This is a genomic window from Streptomyces sp. NBC_01217 (genome assembly GCF_035994185.1).
Lineage (GTDB): Bacteria > Actinomycetota > Actinomycetes > Streptomycetales > Streptomycetaceae > Streptomyces.
Genome location: NZ_CP108538.1, coordinates 8,301,192 through 8,324,501 on the forward strand (window position 1 = coordinate 8,301,192; position 23,310 = coordinate 8,324,501).

20 protein-coding genes and 1 tRNA gene are annotated in these 23,310 nt (G+C 68.7%); 14 read left to right on the plus strand and 7 right to left on the minus strand.

Annotated elements, in window-relative coordinates; genetic code table 11:
- Positions 1-2 precede the first annotated feature (2 nt).
- The 4 genes from OG507_RS37025 to OG507_RS37040 are packed head-to-tail and all read left to right on the plus strand — an operon-like array spanning position 3 to position 2,023.
- Positions 3-437 (plus strand): roadblock/LC7 domain-containing protein, encoded by a 435-nt coding sequence (locus tag OG507_RS37025; RefSeq protein WP_327371470.1) that lies wholly within the window; start codon positions 3-5, stop codon positions 435-437.
- Positions 438-439: 2 nt separating this feature from the next.
- The gene (locus tag OG507_RS37030) at positions 440-811 is read left to right on the plus strand and encodes a DUF742 domain-containing protein (RefSeq protein WP_327371471.1); all 372 of its coding nucleotides are present in this window, start codon (positions 440-442) and stop codon (positions 809-811) included.
- A complete protein-coding gene (locus tag OG507_RS37035; protein WP_327371472.1) occupies positions 789-1,439 on the plus strand; it encodes a GTP-binding protein in 651 nt (216 codons plus the stop codon). Before OG507_RS37030 ends, OG507_RS37035 begins: the two co-directional genes overlap by 23 nt.
- Positions 1,436-2,023, plus strand: coding sequence for a GAF domain-containing protein (locus tag OG507_RS37040; protein WP_327371473.1), 588 nt, complete (start codon positions 1,436-1,438; stop codon positions 2,021-2,023). The genes OG507_RS37035 and OG507_RS37040 overlap by 4 nt, the downstream gene beginning before the upstream one ends.
- A 235-nt stretch (positions 2,024-2,258) precedes the next feature.
- Here OG507_RS37040 and OG507_RS37045 read toward each other — a convergent pair whose 3' ends face one another.
- Complete coding sequence (locus OG507_RS37045) at positions 2,259-3,281, minus strand: LacI family DNA-binding transcriptional regulator (protein ID WP_327372227.1); 1,023 nt, start codon at positions 3,279-3,281, stop codon at positions 2,259-2,261.
- 245 nt (positions 3,282-3,526) lie between these two features.
- Here OG507_RS37045 and OG507_RS37050 point away from each other — a divergent pair, with 245 nt between their 5' ends.
- From OG507_RS37050 to OG507_RS37060, 3 genes are read left to right on the plus strand one after another with little or no spacing between them, the layout of a single operon-like run.
- Complete coding sequence (locus OG507_RS37050; protein ID WP_327371474.1) at positions 3,527-4,390, plus strand: ABC transporter permease; 864 nt, start codon at positions 3,527-3,529, stop codon at positions 4,388-4,390.
- Between the two features lie 38 nt (positions 4,391-4,428).
- Entirely contained in the window at positions 4,429-5,448 is a 1,020-nt protein-coding gene (locus OG507_RS37055) for an ABC transporter substrate-binding protein (RefSeq protein WP_327371475.1), read from the plus strand.
- Positions 5,445-6,275 carry an ABC transporter ATP-binding protein gene (locus OG507_RS37060; protein WP_327371476.1) on the plus strand — a complete coding sequence of 277 codons (831 nt, stop codon included), beginning with the start codon at positions 5,445-5,447 and terminating at the stop codon, positions 6,273-6,275. The genes OG507_RS37055 and OG507_RS37060 overlap by 4 nt, the downstream gene beginning before the upstream one ends.
- A 139-nt stretch (positions 6,276-6,414) precedes the next feature.
- Here OG507_RS37060 and OG507_RS37065 read toward each other — a convergent pair whose 3' ends face one another.
- Positions 6,415-7,140, minus strand: coding sequence for a TetR/AcrR family transcriptional regulator (locus OG507_RS37065; RefSeq protein WP_327371477.1), 726 nt, complete (start codon positions 7,138-7,140; stop codon positions 6,415-6,417).
- A 144-nt stretch (positions 7,141-7,284) separates the two neighbouring features.
- Here OG507_RS37065 and OG507_RS37070 point away from each other — a divergent pair, with 144 nt between their 5' ends.
- Positions 7,285-8,232: an NAD-dependent epimerase/dehydratase family protein gene (locus OG507_RS37070; RefSeq protein WP_327371478.1), complete on the plus strand. Its 948-nt coding sequence runs from the start codon at positions 7,285-7,287 to the stop codon at positions 8,230-8,232.
- A 61-nt stretch (positions 8,233-8,293) separates the two neighbouring features.
- Here OG507_RS37070 and OG507_RS37075 read toward each other — a convergent pair whose 3' ends face one another.
- From OG507_RS37075 to OG507_RS37090, 4 genes are all read right to left on the minus strand, one after another.
- Positions 8,294-9,151 carry a sugar phosphate isomerase/epimerase family protein gene (locus tag OG507_RS37075; RefSeq protein WP_327371479.1) on the minus strand — a complete coding sequence of 286 codons (858 nt, stop codon included), beginning with the start codon at positions 9,149-9,151 and terminating at the stop codon, positions 8,294-8,296.
- A 14-nt stretch (positions 9,152-9,165) separates the two neighbouring features.
- Entirely contained in the window at positions 9,166-12,648 is a 3,483-nt protein-coding gene (locus tag OG507_RS37080; protein WP_327371480.1) for a ThuA domain-containing protein, read from the minus strand.
- 251 nt (positions 12,649-12,899) lie between these two features.
- Positions 12,900-13,802 (minus strand): transketolase family protein, encoded by a 903-nt coding sequence (locus OG507_RS37085; RefSeq protein ID WP_327371481.1) that lies wholly within the window; start codon positions 13,800-13,802, stop codon positions 12,900-12,902.
- Positions 13,803-13,860: 58 nt separating this feature from the next.
- The gene (locus OG507_RS37090) at positions 13,861-14,562 is read right to left on the minus strand and encodes a transketolase (protein ID WP_327371482.1); all 702 of its coding nucleotides are present in this window, start codon (positions 14,560-14,562) and stop codon (positions 13,861-13,863) included.
- 127 nt (positions 14,563-14,689) lie between these two features.
- Between OG507_RS37090 and OG507_RS37095 the strand changes: the two genes are divergently transcribed.
- The 3 genes from OG507_RS37095 (at position 14,690) to OG507_RS37105 (ending at position 17,761) form a co-directional block, all read left to right on the plus strand.
- Positions 14,690-14,763, plus strand: a tRNA-Pro gene (locus tag OG507_RS37095).
- A 695-nt stretch (positions 14,764-15,458) separates the two neighbouring features.
- Positions 15,459-16,967, plus strand: coding sequence for a DUF4246 domain-containing protein (locus OG507_RS37100; RefSeq protein WP_327371483.1), 1,509 nt, complete (start codon positions 15,459-15,461; stop codon positions 16,965-16,967).
- Between the two features lie 314 nt (positions 16,968-17,281).
- The gene (locus OG507_RS37105; RefSeq protein WP_327371484.1) at positions 17,282-17,761 is read left to right on the plus strand and encodes a hypothetical protein; all 480 of its coding nucleotides are present in this window, start codon (positions 17,282-17,284) and stop codon (positions 17,759-17,761) included.
- On the opposite strand, the gene OG507_RS37110 is transcribed toward OG507_RS37105, so the two are convergent.
- The gene (locus OG507_RS37110) at positions 17,738-17,887 is read right to left on the minus strand and encodes a hypothetical protein (RefSeq protein ID WP_327371485.1); all 150 of its coding nucleotides are present in this window, start codon (positions 17,885-17,887) and stop codon (positions 17,738-17,740) included. The genes OG507_RS37105 and OG507_RS37110 overlap by 24 nt on opposite strands.
- Positions 17,888-18,257: 370 nt before the next feature.
- On the opposite strand from OG507_RS37110, the gene OG507_RS37115 reads away from it, so the two are divergent.
- From OG507_RS37115 to OG507_RS37125, 3 genes are all read left to right on the plus strand, one after another.
- On the plus strand, positions 18,258-20,072 hold the full coding sequence (locus OG507_RS37115) for an ABC transporter ATP-binding protein (RefSeq protein WP_327371486.1): 1,815 nt from the start codon (positions 18,258-18,260) through the stop codon (positions 20,070-20,072).
- Positions 20,073-20,198: 126 nt separating this feature from the next.
- Positions 20,199-21,653, plus strand: a complete 1,455-nt coding sequence (locus OG507_RS37120; protein WP_327371487.1) for a glyceraldehyde-3-phosphate dehydrogenase — start codon at positions 20,199-20,201, stop codon at positions 21,651-21,653.
- Between the two features lie 278 nt (positions 21,654-21,931).
- Entirely contained in the window at positions 21,932-23,278 is a 1,347-nt protein-coding gene (locus OG507_RS37125) for an SGNH/GDSL hydrolase family protein (RefSeq protein WP_327371488.1), read from the plus strand.
- Positions 23,279-23,310: the final 32 nt, after the last annotated feature.

Consider the following 23,310-nt stretch of genomic DNA (forward strand, 5'->3'; position numbering starts at 1 on the left):
CCATGGCGACCGATATGTCGGCCGGTCAGGTCCCGGACCTCGACTGGCTGCTGAGCGGACTGGTCCAGCGCGTGCCGTACACACGCAGCGCAGTTCTCCTCTCCGCCGACGGGCTGGTGAAATCTTTCCACGGCATGGACGCCGACAGCGCCGACCACATGGCGGCGCTGGCCGCCGGCCTGTACTCGCTCGGCCGCAGCGCTGGCGCCCGCTTCGGCGACAGCGGCGACGTACGGCAGGTGGTGGTCGAGCTCGACTCGACGCTGCTGTTCGTCTCCACCGCAGGGTCGGGCACCTGCCTCGCCGTGCTCGCCGGCCGCGAGGCGGACGCGGCAGTGCTCGGCTACGAGATGACCATGCTGGTCAAGAGCGTACGGCCCTATCTGATGACTCCGGCGAGACAGACCGCCGGGACACCGAGCGCCACGGGGCTGTGAGGGTGTCGGTTCCGCAGGACGGGCCGTTGCTCGACGACGCGGCAGGCCGGCTCATCCGCCCGTACACCGTGAGCAACGGCCGCACCCGTCCGACGACCGTGCTGGATCTGCTCTCCCTGGTGATGGCCACGGGGACCGAGCCGCAGATGCATCTCGGTCCCGAGCACTCCGTCGCGCTGGGGCTGTGCGGCGGCCCCACCTCGGTGGCCGAGATCGCCGCCCATCTGCGGCTGCCCGCAGTCGTCACCAAGGTCCTCGTCTCCGACCTGGTGGACTGCGGGGCAGTCACCGCGCACCCGCCCGCCTTCCATGACGTGCCCACCGACCGATCTCTGCTGGAGGCAGTGCTCGATGGCTTACGACGACAGCTCTGACGGATTCGGCAGCTCAGCCGCGTACGAGAGCGGCACAGGCTCCGAATTCTTTCCCGTCGCGCTCAAAGTGCTGGTCGCAGGCGGGTTCGGCGTCGGCAAGACGACGTTCGTCGGCGCGGTCAGCGAGATCGCACCGCTGAGCACGGAAGAGCTGCTGACCCAGGTGAGCGCCGCCACCGACAGCCTCGACGGCATCGAGTCCAAGACCTCCACCACCGTGGCGATGGACTTCGGCCGCATCACGCTCGACGAGCAGCATGTGCTCTATCTGTTCGGCACCCCCGGCCAGGAGCGCTTCTGGTTCATGTGGGACGAGCTCTCGCAGGGGGCGCTCGGAGCGGTCGTGATCGCGGACACCCGCAGGCTTGAGGAGTGCTTCGCGGCCGTCGACTTCTTCGAGCGGCGCGGCATCGGATTCATCGTCGCGGTCAACGAGTTCGACGGTGCCTACCGCTACGCGCCGGAGGAGGTACGGGGCGCACTCGACCTGGGACCGGACGTGCCGGTCGTGCTCTGCGACGCCCGGATCGCGAGCTCGGGCACCGGCGCACTGGTCACGCTGGTCCAGCACCTGATCAACGCCACCTCCGCCCCGGCCCCGCTGTCCGGCTTCGGGGCCCACCCGTGACCCGGCATGCCTCCGGTCGGCTGCTGCTCACGCCGGTCGACCGCGACGCCCTCGTCCGTACCCAGCGACTGCGGACCCTGGGCCTCGGAGAACGTGCCGATGCCTCGTTCGACAACTTCGACGCCTTCGCCGACCGGGTGGCCGAAGTGACCGAGGTTCCCTTCTCGATGGTCAACTTCATCGACGGGAACCGGCAGTTCTTCGCCGGCCTGCACACCCCGGCCGGCACACGCAAGGGCTCCGACCTGGGCGCCGCGGCCGCGGGCAGTGGTCACGGCGGCCGGTATGTGGCCATGGACCGCGGTTACTGCCCGCATGTCGTCGTACGGCGCAAGGCGCTCGTCCTGGAGGACGTCTGCGACTACCCACGATTCGCCGGGAACCCGGTGGTCGACGAAATAGGCATCCGCTCCTACCTCGGCGCGCCCCTCATCGACCGCACCGGCATCGCACTGGGCGCCGTCTGCGCGGTCGACACCGTGCCCCGCCCATGGGGCAGGGCAGGCCTCGACACGATCAAGTCCCTGGCTCAGGAACTCGTCGGGCACATCCACCGGCGGGAGGACAACAGCTTCGGAATCTGACCGTGCGGGTCCGCGCAGCCGGTCCGAGAGTCCGGGCGGCCGGTCCGCGAACAAAGGCCGAGCGGGAGCCGACCGGGGAAGGCGCTGCGCCCGGCCGTCCGGAACCTGGACAGCCGGACCCGCACGGTGAAGACCGTGAGGTCCGGCACCGGACGCGTGGCACTCTCCCAGGTGCTCGTCCACCCGTAGGGTCCTTCGTCCGGATCCTGCCGAGCCAGCGCCCGAACGCCGCCGGTCACCCCACCGGCGGCGTTCCCGTGCTCGCCCGCACCACCACCTTTCCTGCCACCCGCACCACCCGGGCCCGACGCCCCGCGGACCGCTCCCGCAGCGCCAGCGCGATCACGTCCTCGCCCATGGAAGTCAGCGGCAGCGCCACCGTGGTGAGCGCCGGTGTCAGCTCCCGTACGAGCGGAATGTCGTCGAACCCGGCGAGCGAGACGTCCTCCGGCACCCGCAACCCCTCCTCGCGCAGCGCGGCCAGCGCACCGACCGCCATCACATCGGTGACCGCGAACACACAGGTCGGCCGCGGCCCGTCGCAGGCCAGCAGACGGCGGGCCGCCGCGTACCCGCCGTCGCGCGTGAACGCGCCCTCCACGACCCGGTCCAGCGCGATCCCCGACTCCGCGAGCCCCTCCCGGAAGCCCGCGAGCCGGTCGGAGACCGTGGTCAGTGCGGGCGGCCCGGTGAGCACGGCGAACGACCGGTGCCCGAGCCCCGCCAGCGTCCGGGCGAGCGCGGCCGCCCCCGCGCGGTTCTCCGGCTGTACGGTGTCCACCCGCAGGCTGCGGTGCCGGCTGACGACGGCGACTCGCCCGCCGCCGCGTACGTAGGGCTCCAGTTCGGCATCCAGGGCCCGTTCCCACGCCCGGTCCTGGAAGCCGGAGCCGATGAGCAGGATCGCCCGGGCGCGCTGGGCCCGCAGCATCGAGACGTAGGCGATCTCGCGGGCGGGCTCCCGGAAGGTGGAGGCCAGCATCACCAGCAGGTCCTGCTCGGCCGCCGCCCGCATCACGCCGCTGGAGACGGCCGAGAAGTAGGGGTCACTGACGTCATGGCAGATGACCCCCACCGTACGGTTGTTGGCGGAGCTCGCGAGGGCCTGCGCATGGGCGTTGGGGATGTATCCGAGCCGGTCCGCCGCCGCCCGGACCCGCTCGCGCAGTTCGTCGCGGACCCGGGCCGTGCCGTTGAGGGCGCGCGAGGCGGTGGCGGGGGAGACCCCGGCCTCCCGGGCCACGGCGTCGAGAGTCACATGCGTGGTCACGAGGAGGTCCTCGTGCGGTCCCGGGTGGTGCGGTGTTCCCCGTTCGCTCAACTCGACCCCCAAGGGTGCGGTGGTGGCGGGCCCGAAACTTGCCGACGACCTATTGACCATGCGTACAGGCAGTGATTAGCGTGGCGAAAACCCTATCAGAAAGCGCTTTCTGAAAGCGCCTTCTCGTCACCGCAGGATCGCACAGCTCTCCACAACTGCCCCCGAAGCGCAGGGAGTCAACAGTGAGCCAGAGTGCGTTGACCAAAAGTCCCCCCGTTGTGGAGGGAGTTGTCCGGCGGTCCGGTCCCTCGGCGGGAGAGCGGTTCGCGCGGGTGGCCGAGCAGAGCTGGCGGCCGCTCGCCCTGCTCCTTGCCTGTTTCGCCGCCTGGTGGGTGATCTCGGCGGCGGAACTGGTGGAGCCCTACCTCGTACCGTCACCCGGGGCGACGCTCGACGTCCTCACCGGAAAGACGAGTTACCTCTGGCAGCACACCTGGGTCACCACGTACGAGACACTGCTCGGTTTCCTGATCGCCGTGGCCGTCGGCGTCCTGGCGGCCGTGGTCATGGTGTACTCCTCGACCGTCGAGCGCACGCTCTATCCGATTCTGTTGTTCGCCCAGGTCGTGCCGAAGATCGCGATCGCCCCGCTGTTCGTCGTCTGGCTCGGCTTCGGCATCGGGCCGAAGATTCTCATCGCCGTGCTCATCGCCTTCTTCCCCGTGGTGATCTCCATGGTCACCGGCCTCAAGGCGGTCGACCCCGAGATGCTCCAGCTGTCGGCGACGATGGGCGCCAAGCCCTGGCAGACCTTCCTCAAGATCCGCTTCCCGTCCTCGCTCCCGCATCTCTTCTCCGGGCTCAAGGTCGCCGTCACCCTGGCGGTCACCGGCGCGGTCGTCGGTGAGTTCGTCGGGGCCAACGAGGGTCTGGGCTATGTGATCCTCCAGGCCAACGGCAACCTCGACACCCCGATGCTCTTCGCCGGGCTGCTCGTGATGTCACTCATCGGCGTCGTGCTCTTCGTCGCCGTGGAGATCGCCGAAACGCTGCTGCTCCCGTGGCACGCCAGCCGCCGAAACACCTCCGCCACCACCACGTACTGACTCCGCCGTACCGACTTCGTCGCGAGAAGGGCCAGCCCATGCATGCGCGCAGACTCCTGATCGGTGCAGTACCCCTCCTCCTGGTGGCCACGGCCTGCGGTGGCAACGACGCATCGACCACCACCAGCGAATCGGGCAAGAAGCTGGACAAGGTCACACTGACGCTCAACTGGTATCCGTACGGCGAACACGCGCCGTTCTACTACGGCAAGCAGCAGAAGATCTTCGAGAAGCACGGCATCGACCTGACGATCCAGGCGGGCCAGGGCTCGCAGAAGACGGTGCAGGCCACCGCCGCGGGCCAGACCGACTTCGGCTGGGCCGACACCCCGGCGCTGCTCGCCGGTGTCGACCAGGGCGTGCAGGTGAAGAGTCTCGGAGTCTTCCTCCAGACCACCCCCGCGTCCGTGCAGTCCTTCGACGCCAAGGGCATCGAGTCGCCCGCGGATCTCAAGGGAAGGACCATCGCGGGAACCGCGGGTGACGCGCTCTCCAAGACCTTCCCGATCTTCCTGAAGAAGAACGGTCTCGACGAGTCGGACGTCAAGGTCCAGAACACCGACCCGGCGGGCAAGATCGCCGCGGTGATCTCCGGGAAGACCGACGGACTCCTCGGCTACGCCAGCGACCAGGGCCCCACCATGCAGGACAAGGCCAAGAAGCAGGTCTCGTATCTGCGCTTCTCCGAGAACGGGCTGAACTTCTACTCCAACGGACTGCTCGCAGGACAGAAGATCCTCACCACCAAATCCGCACTCGCCGGACGCATGGTGCAGGCGGTCAGCGAGTCCTGGGCGGCCGCCGAGAAGGCCCCCGGTCCCGCGGTCGCGGCGATGGACGGGGCCTCGGAGCAGCTGCCGCCGGCCACCGTCCTGGCCGAGCAGTTCAAGACGACGCTCACCCTCCTGCACACCCCGTCGACCGAAGGAAAGGCTCCGGGGGTGAACAACGAGGCCGACTGGCAGCAGACCATCGACGTCTTCGCCGAGGCGGGCATGGTCAGCAAGCCGAAGGCCGTCGCGGACTACTGGGACGAGAAGACGGCGCTGAAGGGATGACGATGCCGAAGCAGGACGCGACACGGACCGAGCCACCGGCCCCTGCCGTCACCGCTGCGGCGGCCGTCGGACTGACCGATGTGGCGGTCCGGTTCCGCAGCAGGAAGCGTGATGTCACCGCGCTGCGCGAGGTGTCGCTCGATGTGGCGCCCGGCGAGTTCGTGGCCATCGTCGGACCGTCCGGATGCGGCAAGTCGACCCTGCTGAAGCTGGTCGCCGGACTGCTGAAGCCGTCCTCGGGCGAGGTCCGGCTGGGCGGCGATCAGGTCAACGGGGTGCGGCACGACATCGGTTACGTGTTTCAGCGCGCCGCCCTCCTGGAGTGGCGCTCGGCGCGCCGCAACATCCTGCTCCAGGCGGAGATCCGGAGGATGCCCCCGGCGCAGGCGCGCGGCAGGGCCGACGAGCTGATCCGGATGACGGGCCTGGGCGGCTTCGAGGACGCGTACCCGCACGAACTGTCCGGCGGAATGCAGCAGCGCGTGGCGCTGTGCCGGGCGCTGCTGCACGAACCGCCGGTGCTCCTGATGGACGAGCCGTTCGGCGCGCTCGACGCCCTCACCCGCGAACAGATGAACATGGAGCTGAACCGCATCTGGCGGGAGACCCGCACCACCGTCCTGCTGGTCACCCACTCCATCTCGGAGGCCGTCTACCTGGCCGACCGGGTGGTGGTGATGAGCCCGCGTCCCGGCACGATCTCCGAGATCATCGAGGTGGGGCTGGACGCGGAACGCGAATACGGCGAGACGCTGGGCCGCCCGGAGTTCCGGGACGCGGCCGCCCGCATCCGTGAACTGCTGGGCGCGGCCTCGGCGCACGACTGAGACCTGCTCACTCAGCCGGTCTGCCGGAGCGAGACCCGGGCTCGGGCGGCCCGGGTCCGCGCCCACCAGCGGATTCTTGTGTCACCTCCGACCGACTGACGGGAGGGTCTGGCTGCCGGTCGGTTCACCGGTGGCGTCGTCACTTCAGCTCGAACGCGTCCGCGAGCATCTCCGCCTGAGCCCTCAGCAACGTCGCGCCGCTGTGGCCCATCCCCGCGAACTGCCCGGCGGCCTCCAGCCCCACCGAACCGTGCAGCTGCGCCCACGCCAGCACCGCACCCGCCAACGCCTGCGCCGATCTCCCGGTGTCTCCGGCCGCCGCCGGTGCGTATGTGGCCACCCACGCGCCCACGGCCTCGTCCGCGCCCAGCCACGTCGTCATCTCCGCCACCACCGCGGCGACCCCGGTCCCCGGTGTGCCGTCCGCGAAGACAGCCAGGAACGGCCCGAGGACCGCGCGGGCCCGGTCCAGCGTGTCGTCCGGAGCCACATAGCCGGGCACCGGCGCGCCCTGGATCAGCAGATAGCGATGCGGCTCCCCGACCGCCCAGGCCCGATAGGCATCCGCCAGTGAGTGCAGCCGCGCGCGCGGGCTCCGCGCGGCGGCCGAAGCGCCCTGCGCCGCCTCGGTCATCGCCGCCGCGGCATCGTCGTACGCATCCCGGATCAGCGCGCTCAGCAGATCGTCGCGGCTGGCGAAATAGCGGTAGAGCGCCGGTCCGGAGAGGCCCATCTCCTTGGCGATACGGGTCAGCGCGAGTGCACCGACCCCGCCGTCGGCGAGCTGCTGAAGCGCGACTTCCTTGATCTCCGACCGGGTCTGCTCCCGGTACCGGGAGCGCGGCCCCTGCTGGGTTCGGACCATCACCGGCTCCCCTCCGCTAGGTGGACTCACTTCTGTTACGGAGTCTAACAGCGGCGCTCGTGATGGATCATCGCAAGAGTTATGGTCTCTAACAGTTGCAAGAAGCAGTAAGAGTCCATCCCGAGTCGACCCAAGGGGCATGCCATGACCGAAGTACGTGATCTCCAGGCAGTTCTCGGCGCCGGCCCGGCCGGCACCGCGCTCGCCGTCGAACTGGCCCGCCGCGGCCACCCGGTCCGGCTCGTGGACCGCACCGGCGGCGGACCCGCGATCGAGGGTGTCGAGCGGTACGCCGCCGACGTCTCGACCGCGGACGGTGCCCGTGCCGCGGTCCGGGGCGCCGCCGTCGTGTATCACTGCGTCAACGTCGGCTACCACCTCCAGGTCGAGGTGATGCCGCGCATCCAGGAGGCGGTCCTCGCGGCGGCCGAGGCCGTCGGCGCGCGCCTCGTCGTCCTCGACACGCTCTACCCGTACGGCGAGACGCACGGCGCCGTCATGACCGAGGACACCCCGTGGAACGCGACGACCCGCAAGGGCCGGATGCGCGCCGAACTGGACGCCCGCTATCTCGCGGCGCACGAGGGCGGCCGGCTCCCTGTCGTCCTCGGCCGGTCCGCCGACTTCGTCGGCCCCGGAGTCCTCAACTCCACCCTCGGGGGAGCCGTCTTCCCGGCCGCGCTGACCGGGGGAGAGGTCCCGGCCTTCGGTGACATCGACCTGCCGCACAGCTACACCTACATCGGCGACGTCGCCGCCGGGCTCGCCACGCTGGGCGAGAATCCGGACGGCGACGGCCGGGTCTGGCACCTGCCCACCGCTCCCGCGCTGACCACACGTCAGATCTTCGCGATGATGGAGGAACGCACCGGCCGCCCTCTGAACCTCACGGTCGTCGGCGAACCGCGCCCGTTCGGCCCCTTCGACGAGGTTTTCATGGCGGAGTACGCCGAGATGTTCTACCAGCACACAGAGGCGCAGATCGTCGACTCCTCGGCCATCGAGAAGGCATACGGACTCGCCCCCAACTCCCTGTCCACCAACCTGGATTCGACCCTCGCCTGGTACGGGGAGCTGCTCGCCTCCCACTGAATGCGCAGCCGCCCCGGGCTGCGGCACGCGCAACCCGGGGCCGCTCACCGCACCTGCCGGCTCAGTAGCGCAGCCGGGACAGATACGTATAGCTCGCCAGCGCCGAGGCGAACGGATCAGCCGGTGCGTCGTGCTCCACCAGCCACTGCTTCACACCGCCCTGCCGCGCCGTGTCGAACATCGCCGGGAAGTCCAGCACCCCCGAACCGACGTCCGCGAAGTCCCCGTCCGGCGCCATGTCCTTCACATGCAGCGCCGGGAAGCGCCGCGGATGCCGTACGAAGAGTTCGCCCGGTGCCGTGGCACCGCCATTGGCCGCCCAGTACAGATCCAGCTCGAAACCGACCAGCTCCGGGTCGGTTTCGGTCAGCAGGATGTCGTACAGGCTGACACCGTCCACCACCTGATGGTCGGACCCGTGATTGTGGTAGAGCAGCTTCAGCCCGGACTCGCGCGCGGCGAGCCCCACCCGGTTGAACTCCTTGGCCACTTCCCGGTATCCGGCCGGGCTGTGCAGCGAACCCGGCAGGCTGGGAACGACGATCCACTTGCCGCCCAGCGTATGGATGTCCTCCAGCGCCTGCGGAAGACCGGCGCCCCTCACGATGTCGTACCCGACATGTTCGAGAACCGCCTTGAGCCGGGTCTCGTCGAGCATCCGCCGGATGTCGGCCGCGCTGTTGCCGTGCCGGCCGCTCACCCCGACCGTGGCATACCCGATCTCCGCGAGCCGCTCCAGGGTGCCCCTGAAGTCCGTCGCCAACGGTGTGCGCATGGTGTAGAGATGCATGCCGATCCCGGACGGCGGGATGCGGCGGCAGCGCCGGGCCTCGGCGGCGGACGCGGACGTGGTGCCGAGTCCTGCGGCTGCGACAACGCCGACGGCCGCGCCGAGGAAGGTACGTCGTGTGCGGTCCATGCGGGTCTCCCCTCTCAACTCACGTCGATGCGTATGAAACCGGTGCTGGTGTCGCCCTTGTCGTCGGTGACTGTCAGACGCGCGGTGTACGCACCCTTGCGGTCATAGCTGTGCGTGGCCGTCGCGCCCTCCGCCTTGGTGTTGTCGCCGAAGTCCCAGTGGTACGAGGCGATCGTGCGCCCGGCCACCGGCTCGACGACACCGCTCAGGGACACCGCGAGCGGTGCGGTGCCCGTCGCCGGAGCCGCCTTCACCGAGACCCTCGTACCGGGTCGTTTCTCGACGCCGGAACCGTTGAAGTGCAGCCAGTCGACGGCGAGCAGATCGGCCTTGTCGCTGCTCCACTCCGGGTTGCTGAACACCGCGTACAGCTTTGTGGTGCCGCCGGGATCCGTGAGGGTCGTCGTCGGTGAGACGACCTTCCCCCAGTCGCCGGTGTTGGGGACGGTCACCTTGCCCAGCAGTGGGCCCGTCGGCGACCCGGCCCGGAATTCGACGCTCCCGCCGATTCCGCCGGAGGCCGCACCGACGGTCACCGAGCCGATGTTCCTGAGGTTCACCGGATCGAAACCGACCCAGTCACCGTCCTCGATCTCGGTCAGCCGCTTCCCGCCGGAGGCATCGGCCCTGCTCGCGATCACCGCGCCGCCGTGTGTTCCGCCGGTCGTCGTGAAGTGCTCGGCCTCGCGGAATGCGGTACGCAGGGTGAGCGACGTGGAGCCGGTGAGCGCGGGCGCGCCAGGGGCACCCTTGTCCTCGTACTGGGCGGTGATCCCGTAGTACAGGTTCTGTCCCGCGCCGTGGCTGTCCCCGGCGTCCGTGACGATCTCCCCTGCGCAGCCGGTGTAGTTGTCCAGCGGATGCAGATGGGTGTCATGGCCCAGCTGCGACTGCACGACCACCCGAGAGCAGTCGATCGGCCCGTTCCTCCCGTCCTCCTTGTCCTTGACCTTGACGGTGAACGGAATGGTGTCGCCGAAGCTGAACACCCCGCCGTTCGGCGGCTGTTTGACCGTCACCTCCGGCCGGGTGTTGCCGACGGTGATGTCCTGCACGGCCTGCGCCGTGAGGCCACCGGGCCCGGTGACCGTGAGCCGCGCGGTTACCAGCCCCTTCGTGCGGTAGGTGTACGAGGGGTTCGCATCGGTCGAGTCGGTGCTGCCGTTCCCGTCGAAGTCCCAGGCGTACGAGACCTGTTGGCCGCCGGGCAGTCCGGAACCCGCGCTGGAGAAGCCGACGGTCAGCGGCGCCGGACCGTTGTCCCGGCTCGCGGTGATCTTCGCGTCGGGCAGCCTTCCGTCACCGACGTAGTCGATGCGGTAGATTCCCGCGCCCTCGTTGCTGCCACCACGGCCCGTACCGCTGCCGAGCCCGAAGTCGATGACGTACAGCGCCCCGTCGGGGCCGAAGTCGGCGTCGAAGGGCTGGTTCCACTCCATGTCCTGGAAGATGCCGTTGACGGACTGGAGTTCACCGGCCTTGACCGGAGCGAACCGGGGATCGTCGAACGTCTGGTCCTTCTGCTGGAAGGAGAACGTCTTGAACCACCGTCGGGTCAGCTCGTAGTTGATCCACTTGCCCTCGAAGTACTCGGGGAATTTGGTGCGGTAGGTGTTGTCCTGGTCGTAGTCGTAGACGGGACCGCTCATCGGGCCACCGCCCCCGGTGCCGAGTTCCGGGAATTCGGCGGACGCGGAGTAGGCGTACCAGACGGTGGCGGGCTGGGCGGGCGGCAGCTCCCGCAGCCCGGTGTTGTTCGGCGAGTCGTTGACGAGCGCCGCGCAGTCGAACTTCGCGCCCGACGTCTTCGTCGTGAAGTCGTAGTCGTTGAAGGGGGTGTTGTTGCCGATGCAGTACGGCCAGCCGAAGTTCCCCGCCTCCGTGATACGGGTGTACTCGACGGTCCCCTCGGGTCCGCGATCGGCGACCTCCTCCTTGGCGTCCGGACCGTAGTCGGCCACCATCAGCGCGCCGCTCAGCGGATCGGTGGTGATCCGGAAGGGGTTGCGCATCCCCATCGCGTAGATCTCCGGACGCGTCTTCTGCGTACCGGGTGCGAAGAGATTCCCCTCGGGAACGGCGTACGTACCGTCGTCCTTCGGTGTGATGCGCAGAATCTTGCCGCGCAGGTCGTTCGTATTGCCCGCCGTGCCCTGGGCGTCCCAGGCGCGCCGGCCTTCGCCCTCGTCGATCGGGTTGAAACCGTCCGAGGCGAACGGGTCCGTGTTGTCGCCCGTCGCCGCGTACAGATTGCCGTCCTTGTCGAAGGCGAGCGAACCGGCCATATGGGAGTTGGCCCGGCCCTCGCCCCGCCAGGTCGGAATGGTCAACAGCCGTTTCTCCGATGCCGGATCGACGGTGTTGCCGGTGACGGTGAAGCGGGACAGGTTGAGCTGCTTCTCGGTCTTGTCCGAGTGCAGCAGGTACAGCCAGTTGTTGTCCGCGAAGCCCGGATCGAGCGCCAGGCCGAGCAGCCCGTCGGACTGGCTGGTCATCTCCGGCGTGTACGCGAAGTCCAGCGCGGTCGACACCTTCATCGTCTGCTGGTCGATGACCTTCAGCTTCCCGGTGCGCTGGGCGAAGAACACCCGCCGGTCGGGGGCGACGGCCAGCTCGAAGGGGTCGGCGAGATCGCTGGTGGCCAGCGCGGTCCGCTGGAACGAACCGGTACGTGTGGCCGTGCAGTCACCCGGCTTCGCCCCCGCGGCCCACTCGATACCGCCGAGGAGATGCTGGACGAAGCCCTCCTCCTGGAATGCCGAGGACGCGTGCCCGCCCGCTGTGAACCAGGAGCGGCCGCCGTCGTAGTTCTGGCACCAGGACCACGGATGGTCCACGCCCTCGTCCAGACCGTTGATGCCGTCGCGCACCTTGATCTGCGCGAGCGTGTGCACCTTGGAGGTCGGGTTGGTGCGCCAGTTGTACCACTCCTCCGTGCGCTCCCAGAGGTCCGGAAGGCCCTTGGTGGACGGGTGCGCATGGTCGAGGACCTTGATTCGGCCGGTCTGCACGGCGGGATGCTGGTCGAAGATCGCGCCGACCAGTCCCTCGTACCAGTCCCAGTCGCGCTCGCTGGCGGACGCGGCATGCAGCCCGACCCAGCCGCCGCCCCCGCGTATGAACTTCTGCAGGGCGGCCCGCTCGTCGGCACTCAGCAAGTCACCTGTCTCCGGTGTGGAGTTGGTGTTGTTGAAGACGACGGCCTGGAAGCGGGCGAGATCGGTGTCATTGAAGACGGCGGAGTCGTCGGTCGCCTCGACCTCGAATCCGTTCTCGGCGCCGAGCTTCTGAATCGCTTCGACTCCGGCGGGAATCGAGTCGTGCCTGAAGTTGGTGACCTCGGAGTAGACCAGGACCCGGAAGGAAGCCGCGTGAGCCCGGGGCGGCGACGCCGCCAGGAGGCCGACGACCAGCGCCAGGAGCGCGGTGACGGCGATGAGCGGTGACGGAAAGCGGTGTCCGAGTAAGGGGCGGTTGGGCAGTGGACGATGACTCATGGGCGCTCCCTGTGCGGTAGATGCCGACTGCGGGATTTAGAAAGCGCTTTCTGAAGTGCATCGTTCAGAGTAGGTTCAGGTCTTGATGGGGTCAATGGGCCGGGAGCGCACGCTGTGACGTCGGGGCCTCAGGCACAGGCAGGGGGAGAGCGGTTTCCCCGGCATCCAGTACCCGGCATCCAGTACCCAGCATTCAGTACCCGGCCCCCAGCACCGGCCCGCCGACACCCTGCCCCCGGGCCGCCGCCCCGTCACCGCCGGAGGAACGCGCCGATCCGCTCCCGCAGCCCCCGCGCGTCCAGTCCGTGCGCGGCGAGGTGCTCGTCCATCTCTCCGTACTTGCGCAGCTCGCCCCGCCCCACCCCGAGGCCCAGAACGCGGTGCGGCACGTCGAAGAGCGCGTCATTGGCCTCAGCCGTGGACGTGCCGGCCAGATACGGCTCGACGATCACCACATCGGCGGACCCGTGAACACCGACCGCGCGGCGCAGCCCGGCCCCGTCGAACGGGCGCACCGTCGTCGCGTACAGCACGGTCACATCGAGGCCCTCGGTCGCCGCGAGGACGTTGTCGAGCATCGGTCCGACCGCGATCACGACCCCGCCCTCGCCCTCCCTCACCGCGGCGAACCCGGTCCCCGCGCCGACCGGCCGCGCCCGCTCGTTGGACTGCAGCGACAGCCGTACGTACACCCGGCCGTCCCCGGCCGCGGCCTGCCGCAGCAGCTCCTCGGCCTCGTCGGGATGGCCCGGGACCTGAATCGTCCAGCCGTCGAGGGTGTCCAGGAGCGCGACATCGCCCGGTGACATATGGGTGAAGCCGCCCGCCGGCCAGTCGTACGAACCCCCGGCGCTCACCAGCACCCCGCCCATGCCCTGATGGCCGAAGTCCAGTTTCAGCTGCTCGAACGGCCGCTCCACGAGAAAGCTGGCGAAGGTGTGCACGATCGGCCGCAGCCCGGTGAGCGCCATCCCGGCGCCCGCCCCGACCAGCAGCTGTTCCCTGATGCCCACATTGACGACCCGGTCCGGATGGGCCCGCGCGGCCCGGTCGAAGCCGTCGCGGCTGATCTCGGCCAGCACCAGCGCGAGGCGGGGGTTCTCGTCCAGCAGCTGCGACGTGGTCGAGATGAAGCGGTCACGCATCGTGTCCATGAGTAAGGCCCCTCTTCCGTTTTGTGGTCCCTGTGTCCCTGGTCCTCGCCCGGTGTGTTCAGTTCTTGGGGTCGACATGTGCGACCACGGCCCGCGGCCGCCCGGGGTGCGGCGCCGTGAAGGCCGCGTACAAGGCCTCGTGGTCCGGCCCGTCCACGGAGTCGACCGACCAGCCCGCGGCCTCGAACCGGGCCGCGATCCCGCCGGGCAGGCCGTAGGACGACGACGCGTTGTCGATCACCACGGTGTGCAGCTGCTCCAGCCCGGCCGGGCCCGCGTAGGCGAGTGCCTCGTGGTTGCTGCCCTCGTCCAGCTCGGCGTCCCCGATCAGCACCCACACCCTGGGCCCGGTCAGCCCCTGCGCCCGCAGCCCGAGGGCGCACCCCACGGCCAGCGGCAGCCCGTGCCCGAGCGATCCGCTGCCGATCTCGGCCCCCGGCACCAACGTCCCGTCCGGGTGGTGCCCGAGCAGTGAGTCGTACGCCCCGAACCCGGACAGCAGTTCCTCGCCGAAGAAGCCGTGCGCGGCCAGGACCGCGTAGTACGCCATCGGCCCGTGCCCCTTGGACAGCAGGAACCTGTCGCGGTCGGGCGCGTCGACGGTGGCGGGCGTCACCCGCAGCACCCTGTCGTACAGCACCCAGAGGGCATCGAGCGTGGAGGTCGCGGCGGGGCCGTGCTTCTCGTCCCCGGTCATCAGGCTCATCAGCCTGTTCATGTCGCGGTAGTCGCCCGTCCGTACAGCAGTCGTGTTCGTCATGAATCCAGCGTTGAACATCAAGCATGGTTGAGGTCAAGCAGGCAAAGCCGTTCGTGACCACCCGTCGAAGTGCGGTATTGTTCTCATGCGCGTTCGGCCAGGGGGAAACCCCAGGTCAGGCGGGTATCGGGACGTGGCGCAGCTTGGTAGCGCACTTGACTGGGGGTCAAGGGGTCGCAGGTTCAAATCCTGTCGTCCCGACTTTACGAAGTCGCAGGTCAGGGGCCGTTTCAGAGAGATCTGAAACGGCCCCTTGATCGTTTTTGGGGACCGGTTGGGGATCAACCCGCCTTGACCGCGCCAGCGGGCGACCACGATCGGGCTCGGCGGCGATCGAGGTGCGCGGAGCTCGCTGAGGTGGGCGGTCAGTGCGGCGGCGGCGTCGGCGGTGATCCGGCGGACGTCGGGGCGGAGGTACCGCTGGGTGGCGGTGAGCGACCCACGCCCGGCGATCTCGCGCAGAGGACTTACACCAGGACGCCGACGTCGGCGAACCAGGTGAGCCCGGTGTGACGAAGGTCGTGGCGGTGCTGCCGGACCGCGTTGCCGAGCGCGCTGGAGAGCGTGGCCAGGGACCGGTAGAGGTGGCGCGGCCGCAGCCCCTCGCCAACGACGACATGGTCCAGCCCGCCCAGCCTGCCAAGCGGTCACCACCTCCACAGCTTCGCCGTACCTCGTCACCTGAGACAGAACAGCCCTGCCGGATTCAGGCGCGGGCACGAACGGACGAGCCCGCCGCTACGGGAGAGTGGGACTACCGCACCGCGTGAGGGCAGGAGCGCCTCCACCCGCTGAGCCTCCGAAGCGCCGCACCCGCGGACAGGGGCCCGGCCGCGGTGTCAGTCTGCTGAGCTATCGTTCCCGCCACCGCACACCGACTGTAGGGACCACGAGAATTGACCGGCCTGTCTGCTTTCCCGCTGCCCTTTCGCGCTTCCCGTTCCATATCGCTCGCGACACCCCGAACCCTGCGCGAACTTCAGATGATGCAGTGCAGCTCACACATTCGGGCGAAGTCGGGGTGGTTCGACAAGATGAACGATGCCGACATCGTCGCCAGGTGGATGCAAGAAGCGGTTGCCCAGGGCCTCACCGAAGCACAGGTTCGTTACGTGCTTGCCGAACTCCTGCATTACGCCGCGCTGCGGGACGGACGAACCGGCGTCGAGGTGTCCGCCGTCGACGGGGTGTGGCAGTCGGACACGCTGGTCGACGACAAGCTCAGATCCCGGCTGCGCGCGGCGGTTCGGGTTCTGGAACAGGTCCCCGAGGCAGAACAGGACTGGCATCCCGGATCCGACGGGCAGGTACTGGATCTGGTTCATCCCTCACTGTTCTGCATGGTGAGAGAGGTGAGCGGCGCGCCCGAGCGGGCTTGGCAGAACCCGACGGACCGCTACTCGAAGTACGAGTTCTCGGAGAAGTTCCAGTGGCTGCCCACGGACGTCGACGTCAGTGACGACGGCGATGTCGCCTTCCGTTCGTACGTCAACAACCTCCACCCCGAGACTCATCGCGAACTGGCCTCCGTCCTGCCGGACTTGTTCGCGCGCATGCGGCCGTTGCTCGAGAACGTGCTCACCGATCTGCGCCATCCGCGGCCCCTGCGGATCGAGGCCGATCCTTTCGGGTGGTACGACTCCGAACCGGAGTTTCCGGACAAGTCTGACTACAGCGATGATGAGGCTCATGCGGAGGCCCTTCGCCTATGGGAAGCGGCCCAGGACGACTGGTGGGAGAACCGCCGCCCGGTCATCCCGGACGCCCCGGACTTCACCCCGCCCGAGTTGCCCGATGCATCCGCCCGAGTCGACCTGCGCGGCCGCCGTCTCCAGGTCATCGTCAAGCTCGCCACCATTCACCTCACCCCGGACAAGCCCGAGTACCCGGGCGGTTCCTGGCATGTCGAGGGAATGCTGAACGAGCGGATCGTCTCGACCGGCATCTACTACTGGGACAGCGAGAACATCACCGAAAGCCGGCTGAGTTTCCGGGCGGCACTCGACTACCCGCACTACGAACAGAACGATGACAACGGTCTGCGTGAGGTCTACGGCCTGGAGGACGAAGACGCACTGAACCAGATGCTGGGATCGGCATCGACGCCGGCGGGCCGCTGCCTGGCATTCCCGAACATCCTGCAACACCGCGTCGGCTCATTCCGCCTCTTGGACCCCGCCCGCCCGGGACACCGCAAAATTCTTGCGTTCTTCCTGGTCGACCCGTCGGAAGAGATCGTCTCGACATCCGATGTGCCACCGCAGCAACCGTGGTCCGACACCTCGACCATGACGCTTGAACAGGCCAAGAACTACCGCGAACAACTCATGCAGGAACGCAAGTTCTTCGTCGACGAACACAACGATCAGCTCTACGAACGCGAATTCTCCCTTTGCGAGCACTGAACGGCCGAGACGACGGCGCCGATGCGGGGTGGAGCGCCTGCCCGCCGGGGCGGTCACCAGGTTCTCAGTCGTGCGACGGCACCTTCTCCAGGAGTACGCAGTCAGACGTGACCGCGGTTGAACTCCTGGTGTATGCGGTGTAGACCAGCATGGTGTTCATCGAGGACAGGTCCCGGCTCACTTCAACTCTCTTCTGGCCAACCTCCTGTACAGGTCCTGTCGGCTTTCCGGTTCTGGTTCAACTTCCGTGAAGCGCACACGATGAGTGACGGCTGACGCTCGGATCGTCCGCGTGTTGGTGAGATGCTTGAGTAATGGCCGATACCGGAGCGCAGCAGCGGAACGGGGTCTCACCGGACGGGCCGACACGCCTGCGGGCCGAGACGGAACGCCTGTTGGAGGAGGCGCGGCGCGAAGTGCGCAATTCCGACCGGCGTGTGGGCTTCTGGACCGTCGTCGACATCGGGCTCGGTTTTCCTGCGGCCGTCCTCGCCGGCGTCTCCGGGGCCGCCGGGCTCGCATCGGCGGACGCCCGCATCCCTGCGGCCCTGTTGGCGCTGGTCTCCGCCGGGCTCGCGGCCGGCGCCGGCTTCCTCCGCAGCGACGTGAGGTGCGCGGCCAACCGGCGCAGCCGACGTGCCTGGGGCGAGGTCGAAGCCGGGGCCCGTCTGCTCCTCACCCAGGAGCCCGAACTGGACCATGGCGGTGCACAGGAGGCGCTCCGGGTGCTCTTCCAGGCCCGCCAAGCGGCCCTGGCCAGCCGGGACGCCTCAGCCGAACTCCCCGGCCCCTGACCGGTCCAGGTCAGTGGGGGTGGTGGATTGGGTGGCGGCGGGGTGTGGTCCGGACGCGACGGCGGCGACCTTGCCGACGACGGAGCCCTGGTCATCGCCGAGTTGGTGTCCAACGCCGTTCGGCATGCGCGGAGAGAAACCATCCGGGTCGTCATCGACCGCCCCGGGAGGGCGTGCGTGCGTATCGGCGCGCTCGGCAGCGTGCCGGGCGGGGCTTCGTCGTCTCACGGTCTCTCACACAGATCCCTCGGATGAGTCCTGTCGTCCCCACTTTGCGAAGTCGCAGTTCAGGGGCCATTCCAGAGCGATCTGAAACGGCCCCTGACCATTTTCGGGGACCGGTTGACGGCCGGCCCCGCCGACAGCCGGGAAAAACGCTTGGACTGCGCGGGTGCCGTCGCGGGAGACTTCCACTCCTGGCCTACGGGTATACCCCGCGTCGGTATCTCCTCGGAGGCGTACGTGGCGAGTTGCCACATGACAGCACGGGGGTGGGATGGAAGCGCCCGAGTCGCGCCAAGGTCTGCCGGGCAAGGGCCCGGTGGTGCTCGCACTTCGTTACTACGGACGGGAGTTGGCCCGGCTCCGTTGGCTGACGGCGCCGGCGATGCTGCTCCCGGCGCTGGGCAACATCGGCATCCTCTACATCGCGCCGCTGATCGTCGCGAAGCTCGTCGGCCGGATCGCCGGGGACGCCGATATCGGCATCGGCTCGATGCTGCCCTATGTTCTCGCCCTTGCCGGCGTTCTGCTGCTCGCGGAGACGCTGTGGCGCATCGGACTGCACTGCCTGAACCGGCTCGACGCCCGGGGCATCGAGAACCTGTACGTGGTCGGCATGGACGAGCTGTTCGCCAAGGATGCCGCGTTCTTCCACGAGAACTTCGCCGGATCCCTGACCAAGCGGGTCCTGAGCTTCGCCTCCCGCTTCGAGGAGTTCGTTGACACGCTGACGTTCTCGGTCGTGGGCAGCTTCGTTCCGCTGGTGTTCGCATCGGTGGTGCTGTGGCAGTACGAACCGCTGCTCGTGGTCGGGCTCCTGGTGATGATCGCACTGACGGCGCTGTGCGTGACGCCCCTGATCCGTCGCCGCCAGACACTCGTCGCCCAACGCGAGGAGGCGATCGCCCGGGTCTCGGGCCACGTCGCCGACAGCCTGATGAACATGGACACGGTCCGGGCTTTCGCCGCCGAGGAACGCGAGGCCGCCGAGCACCGGTCCCGCGTCGCACAGTCGCGGCGGCTCACGCTGCGCTCGTGGGACTACGGCAACCTGCGCATCGATACGCTCGTCGCGCCGATGTCCGTGCTGACCAATGTGCTGGGCCTGCTGCTCGCCGTCGGCCTCGGCGGGGGAGAGCACGGCGTGGAGGCGGTCGTCGTCGCCTTCACCTACTACGCCAACGCGACGCGGATCATGTTCGAGTTCAACCAGATCTACCGCCGTCTGGAGAGCTCGATGACGGAGGCCGCGCAGTTCACCGAACTGCTGCTGATTCCGCCGACCGTGCTCGACCCGGCGTCGCCGGAGCCGCTGCGGTCCCGGGCCGCCGACGTGTGTTTCGATCAGGTGACCTTCGGCCATGCCGGAGCGGAGCCGCTCTTCGAGCGCCTCGACCTGGCCGTGCCCAGCGGGGCGAGGATCGGTCTCGTCGGCCGGTCCGGCGGGGGCAAGACCACGCTCACCCGGCTGCTGCTGCGAATGACGGACATCGACGCCGGCCGGATTCTGATCGGGGGCCAGGACATCAGCAAGCTGTGTCAGGCCGACCTGCGCAGCCTGGTCGCCTACGTGCCGCAGGAACCCGCGATGTTCCACCGCACGCTGCTGGACAACATCGCGTTCGCCCGGCCGGACGCCACCCGCGCCGAGATCCGTCGCGCGGCCGAGGCGGCGCACGTCACGGAGTTCGCCGATGCGCTTCCGGAGGGTTTCGACACCATGGTGGGCGAGCGTGGCGTCAAGCTGTCCGGCGGACAGCGCCAGCGGGTCGCCCTCGCCAGGGCGATCCTGCGCGACGCGCCGATCCTGCTGCTCGACGAGGCGACCAGCGCCCTGGACTCCGAGAGCGAGATCCTCGTCCAGGAGGCGCTGTGGCGGCTCATGGACGGGCGGACGGCGCTCGTGGTGGCGCACCGGCTGAGCACGGTCGCGAGCATGGACCGGCTCGTCGTCCTCGATCGCGGACGGATTATCGAGCAGGGCACGCATCAGGAGCTGCTCACCTCGGACGGTGCCTACGCGAAGCTGTGGCGGCACCAGTCGGGCGGCTTCCTCGACGGCGCCCCCGTGCGATCCGACCTGCACTGAACGCGGGCTGGTCGCAGGCCCTTCTCATGCTGCTTGGGCTCTCATGATGCTTGAACGGCACCGCTTGAATGATCAAAATGCCATGGGGTTAGCATATGAGCGCCGCCTAGCTCGAAAGATAAACCTGTGACTGTCAATGACGACTCGTTCACCAACTGGAAGAACCGCGAGGAGATCGCGGAGTCGATGATCCCCGTCATCGGGAAGCTGCACCGCGAGCGGGACGTGACGGTCCTGCTGCACAGCCGCTCCTTGGTGAACAAGTCGGTGGTCAGCATCCTCAAGATCCACCGATTCGCCCGGCAGATCGACGGCGAGGAGCTCTCGGTCACCGAGACGCTGCCGTTCCTGCAGGCTCTGGCCACACTCGATCTCGGCCCTTCCCAGATCGACATCGGCATGCTCGCCGCGACGTACAAGAGCGACGACCGCGGTCTGTCGGTGGCGGAGTTCACGGCCGGGGCCGTCTCCGGTGCCACGGGTGCCAACAAGACGGAGCGCCGCGAGCCCCGCGATGTCGTCCTCTACGGGTTCGGCCGCATCGGCCGCCTCGTCGCCCGGCTGCTCATCGAGAAGGCGGGCTCCGGCAACGGCCTGCGGCTGCGCGCCCTCGTCGTCCGCGGGGGCGGCGGCCGGGCCGCCGAGGATCTCGTCAAGCGCGCCTCGCTGCTGCGCCGCGACTCCATCCACGGCCAGTTCCAGGGCACGATCACCGTCGACGAGGCGAACAGCACGATCATCGCCAACGGCAACGAGATCAAGGTGATCTACGCCGACGACCCGTCGGAGGTCGACTACACGGCGTACGGCATCAACGACGCGATCCTCATCGACAACACCGGCAAGTGGCGCGACCGCGAGGGCCTGTCGAAGCACCTGCGCCCCGGCATCGACAAGGTCGTCCTGACCGCGCCGGGCAAGGGCGACGTCCCCAACATCGTGCACGGCGTCAACCACGACATGATCAAGCCGGACGAGCGGGTGCTGTCCTGCGCGTCCTGCACCACCAACGCGATCGTGCCGCCGCTGAAGGCGATGGCGGACGAGTACGGCGTCCTGCGCGGCCATGTGGAGACCGTCCACTCGTTCACCAACGACCAGAACCTGCTGGACAATTACCACAGCTCCGATCGCCGGGGCCGCTCCGCGCCGCTCAACATGGTGATCACCGAGACCGGTGCCGCCTCCGCCGTCGCCAAGGCCCTGCCCGACCTGAAGGCGCCGATCACCGGCAGCTCGATCCGCGTCCCGGTGCCGGACGTCTCGATCGCGATCCTCAGCCTGCGGCTCGGTCGCGAGACCACCCGCGAGGAGGTTCTCGACTACCTGCGCAACGTGTCGCTGACCTCGCCGCTCAAGCGTCAGATCGACTTCACCACGGCTCCCGACGCTGTCTCCAGCGACTTCATCGGCTCGCGCCACGCCTCGATCGTCGACGCGGGTGCCACCAAGGTCGACGGCGACAACGCGATCCTCTACCTGTGGTACGACAACGAGTTCGGCTACTCCTGCCAGGTCATCCGCGTCGTCCAGCACGTGTCCGGGGTGGAGTACCCGACCTACCCGGTGCCGCTGGTCTGATCCCGGCGGACCGACTGGCCCTGCCAAGAGGCCGTGCCGACGAAAGTCGGTACGGCCTCTTGGCCGTTCCCGGGGCCCGGTTGGAGGCCACCGCGCCGACGGTGACCGTCTCGCGAAACCTCGACGAAATCTTTCGAAGCATTGACCGAAATTTATCGGGGGGACTAGCCTGCCGCGTGAATCCCGGGCACGAGTGAAGACGTCATTCATATGCATGGACGTGTTCTTCGGTTCGCCCTGCCCTGCTGCCTTCCCCACCCATCCAAAGGGGACTCCACGTGAACCGAAGGTCGTCGATCATCAGCCTGATCGCTGCGGGGGCGCTCGCCGTCACCGTGGCCGCCGTACCCCAGGCGCTCGGAGCCGGGGGCGCCCCTGGCCCGGGCGATGCCCCGGGGCCGAGGGAGGCGAACGCCCACTGGGTGAGCACCTGGACGTCGATGCCGCAGCTGACGGAGCCGTCCAACATGCCCCCGGCGCCGTTCACCCGGGCCGACTCCGTGATGACGGACACCACGCTCCGCCAGACCGTGCATGTCTCGGCCGGTGGCGACCACATCCGGCTCCGCTTCTCCAACGCGTTCGGCGCGGCGGCGCTGCCGATCACCAAGGTGTCCGTGGCGCTGCCGCTCGACGGCAAGGCCGGCACCGGTGCGATTCGGGCCGGGAGCACGCACGAAGTGACCTTCCAGGGACGCTCGTCGGTGTCGGTCCCGGTCGGTGCGCAGGCGGTCTCCGACCCGCTGGACTTCACACTCGAACCGGGTTCCAACCTCACCGCGACGGTCTATCTGGCGACCGGTCAGGCGACCACCTCGATCACCTCCCACCCCGGCTCCCGGACCACCTCCTACCTGAAGACCGGAGACCACGTCGCGGACGCGGACCTGCCCGGGGCTGCGACCACCGACCACTGGTACTTCCTCAGCGGCGTCGAGGTCTGGTCCCGGAGCGCCACCTCGGCGGCCGTCGTGCTCGGTGACTCGCTGACCGACGGCCGGGGATCCACCACCAACATGAACGACCGTTGGCCCGACCGGCTGTTGAAGCGGCTGGAGGACCGGCCGGGCACGGCGCAGACCGCTCTCGTCAACCAGGCGGCGGGCGGGAACCGGCTGCTGAACGACGGCCTGGGCCCCAACGGACTGGCCCGGCTGGACCGTGACGTCCTGGCACAGAGCGGAGTCGACCGGCTGCTCGTCTTCGAAGGGGTCAACGACATCGGCACGGCCGATGCCACACCGGCGGCCCAGAAGCAGGTCGCGGCCGATGTCATCGCGGCGTACGAACAGATCATCACCCGGGCCCACACGCTCGGCATCCGGGTGTACGGAGCGACGCTGACCCCGTTCGGAGCCAACAGCCCCTACGACGATCCGGACGGCTACCGGGAGGAGGCCCGGCAGACGGTCAACGCCTGGATCCGCACGAGCGGCCGTTTCGACAGCGTGCTCGACTTCGACAAGGTGGCACGCGATCCGCTCAACCCCCGGCAGCTGCGGGCCTCGATGGACGTCGGTGACCATCTCCACCTCAACCCGTCGGGCTACCAGGCGCTGGCGGACTCCGTACCGACCCGGCTGTTCCGGCCGGCACCGCTTCCCAGCGGCTTCGGCTACAACTGACCGCGCGTCGGCCGGCTCCACGCCGGCCGACC

Excerpts from the sequence above, each read along its gene's own strand:
- OG507_RS37025 (WP_327371470.1), top strand. The coding sequence starts at position 3 with ATGGCGACCGATATGTCGGCCGGTCAGGTCCCGGACCTCGACTGGCTG.
- OG507_RS37035 (WP_327371472.1), top strand. The coding sequence starts at position 789 with ATGGCTTACGACGACAGCTCTGACGGATTCGGCAGCTCAGCCGCGTAC.
- OG507_RS37055 (WP_327371475.1), top strand. The coding sequence starts at position 4,429 with ATGCATGCGCGCAGACTCCTGATCGGTGCAGTACCCCTCCTCCTGGTG.
- OG507_RS37060 (WP_327371476.1), top strand. The coding sequence starts at position 5,445 with ATGACGATGCCGAAGCAGGACGCGACACGGACCGAGCCACCGGCCCCT.
- OG507_RS37065 (WP_327371477.1), bottom strand. The coding sequence starts at position 7,140 with ATGGTCCGAACCCAGCAGGGGCCGCGCTCCCGGTACCGGGAGCAGACC.
- OG507_RS37070 (WP_327371478.1), top strand. The coding sequence starts at position 7,285 with ATGACCGAAGTACGTGATCTCCAGGCAGTTCTCGGCGCCGGCCCGGCC.
- OG507_RS37075 (WP_327371479.1), bottom strand. The coding sequence starts at position 9,151 with ATGGACCGCACACGACGTACCTTCCTCGGCGCGGCCGTCGGCGTTGTC.
- OG507_RS37080 (WP_327371480.1), bottom strand. The coding sequence starts at position 12,648 with ATGAGTCATCGTCCACTGCCCAACCGCCCCTTACTCGGACACCGCTTT.
- OG507_RS37085 (WP_327371481.1), bottom strand. The coding sequence starts at position 13,802 with ATGGACACGATGCGTGACCGCTTCATCTCGACCACGTCGCAGCTGCTG.
- OG507_RS37090 (WP_327371482.1), bottom strand. The coding sequence starts at position 14,562 with ATGACGAACACGACTGCTGTACGGACGGGCGACTACCGCGACATGAAC.
- OG507_RS37105 (WP_327371484.1), top strand. The coding sequence starts at position 17,282 with ATGGCCGATACCGGAGCGCAGCAGCGGAACGGGGTCTCACCGGACGGG.
- OG507_RS37110 (WP_327371485.1), bottom strand. The coding sequence starts at position 17,887 with ATGCCGAACGGCGTTGGACACCAACTCGGCGATGACCAGGGCTCCGTC.
- OG507_RS37115 (WP_327371486.1), top strand. The coding sequence starts at position 18,258 with ATGGAAGCGCCCGAGTCGCGCCAAGGTCTGCCGGGCAAGGGCCCGGTG.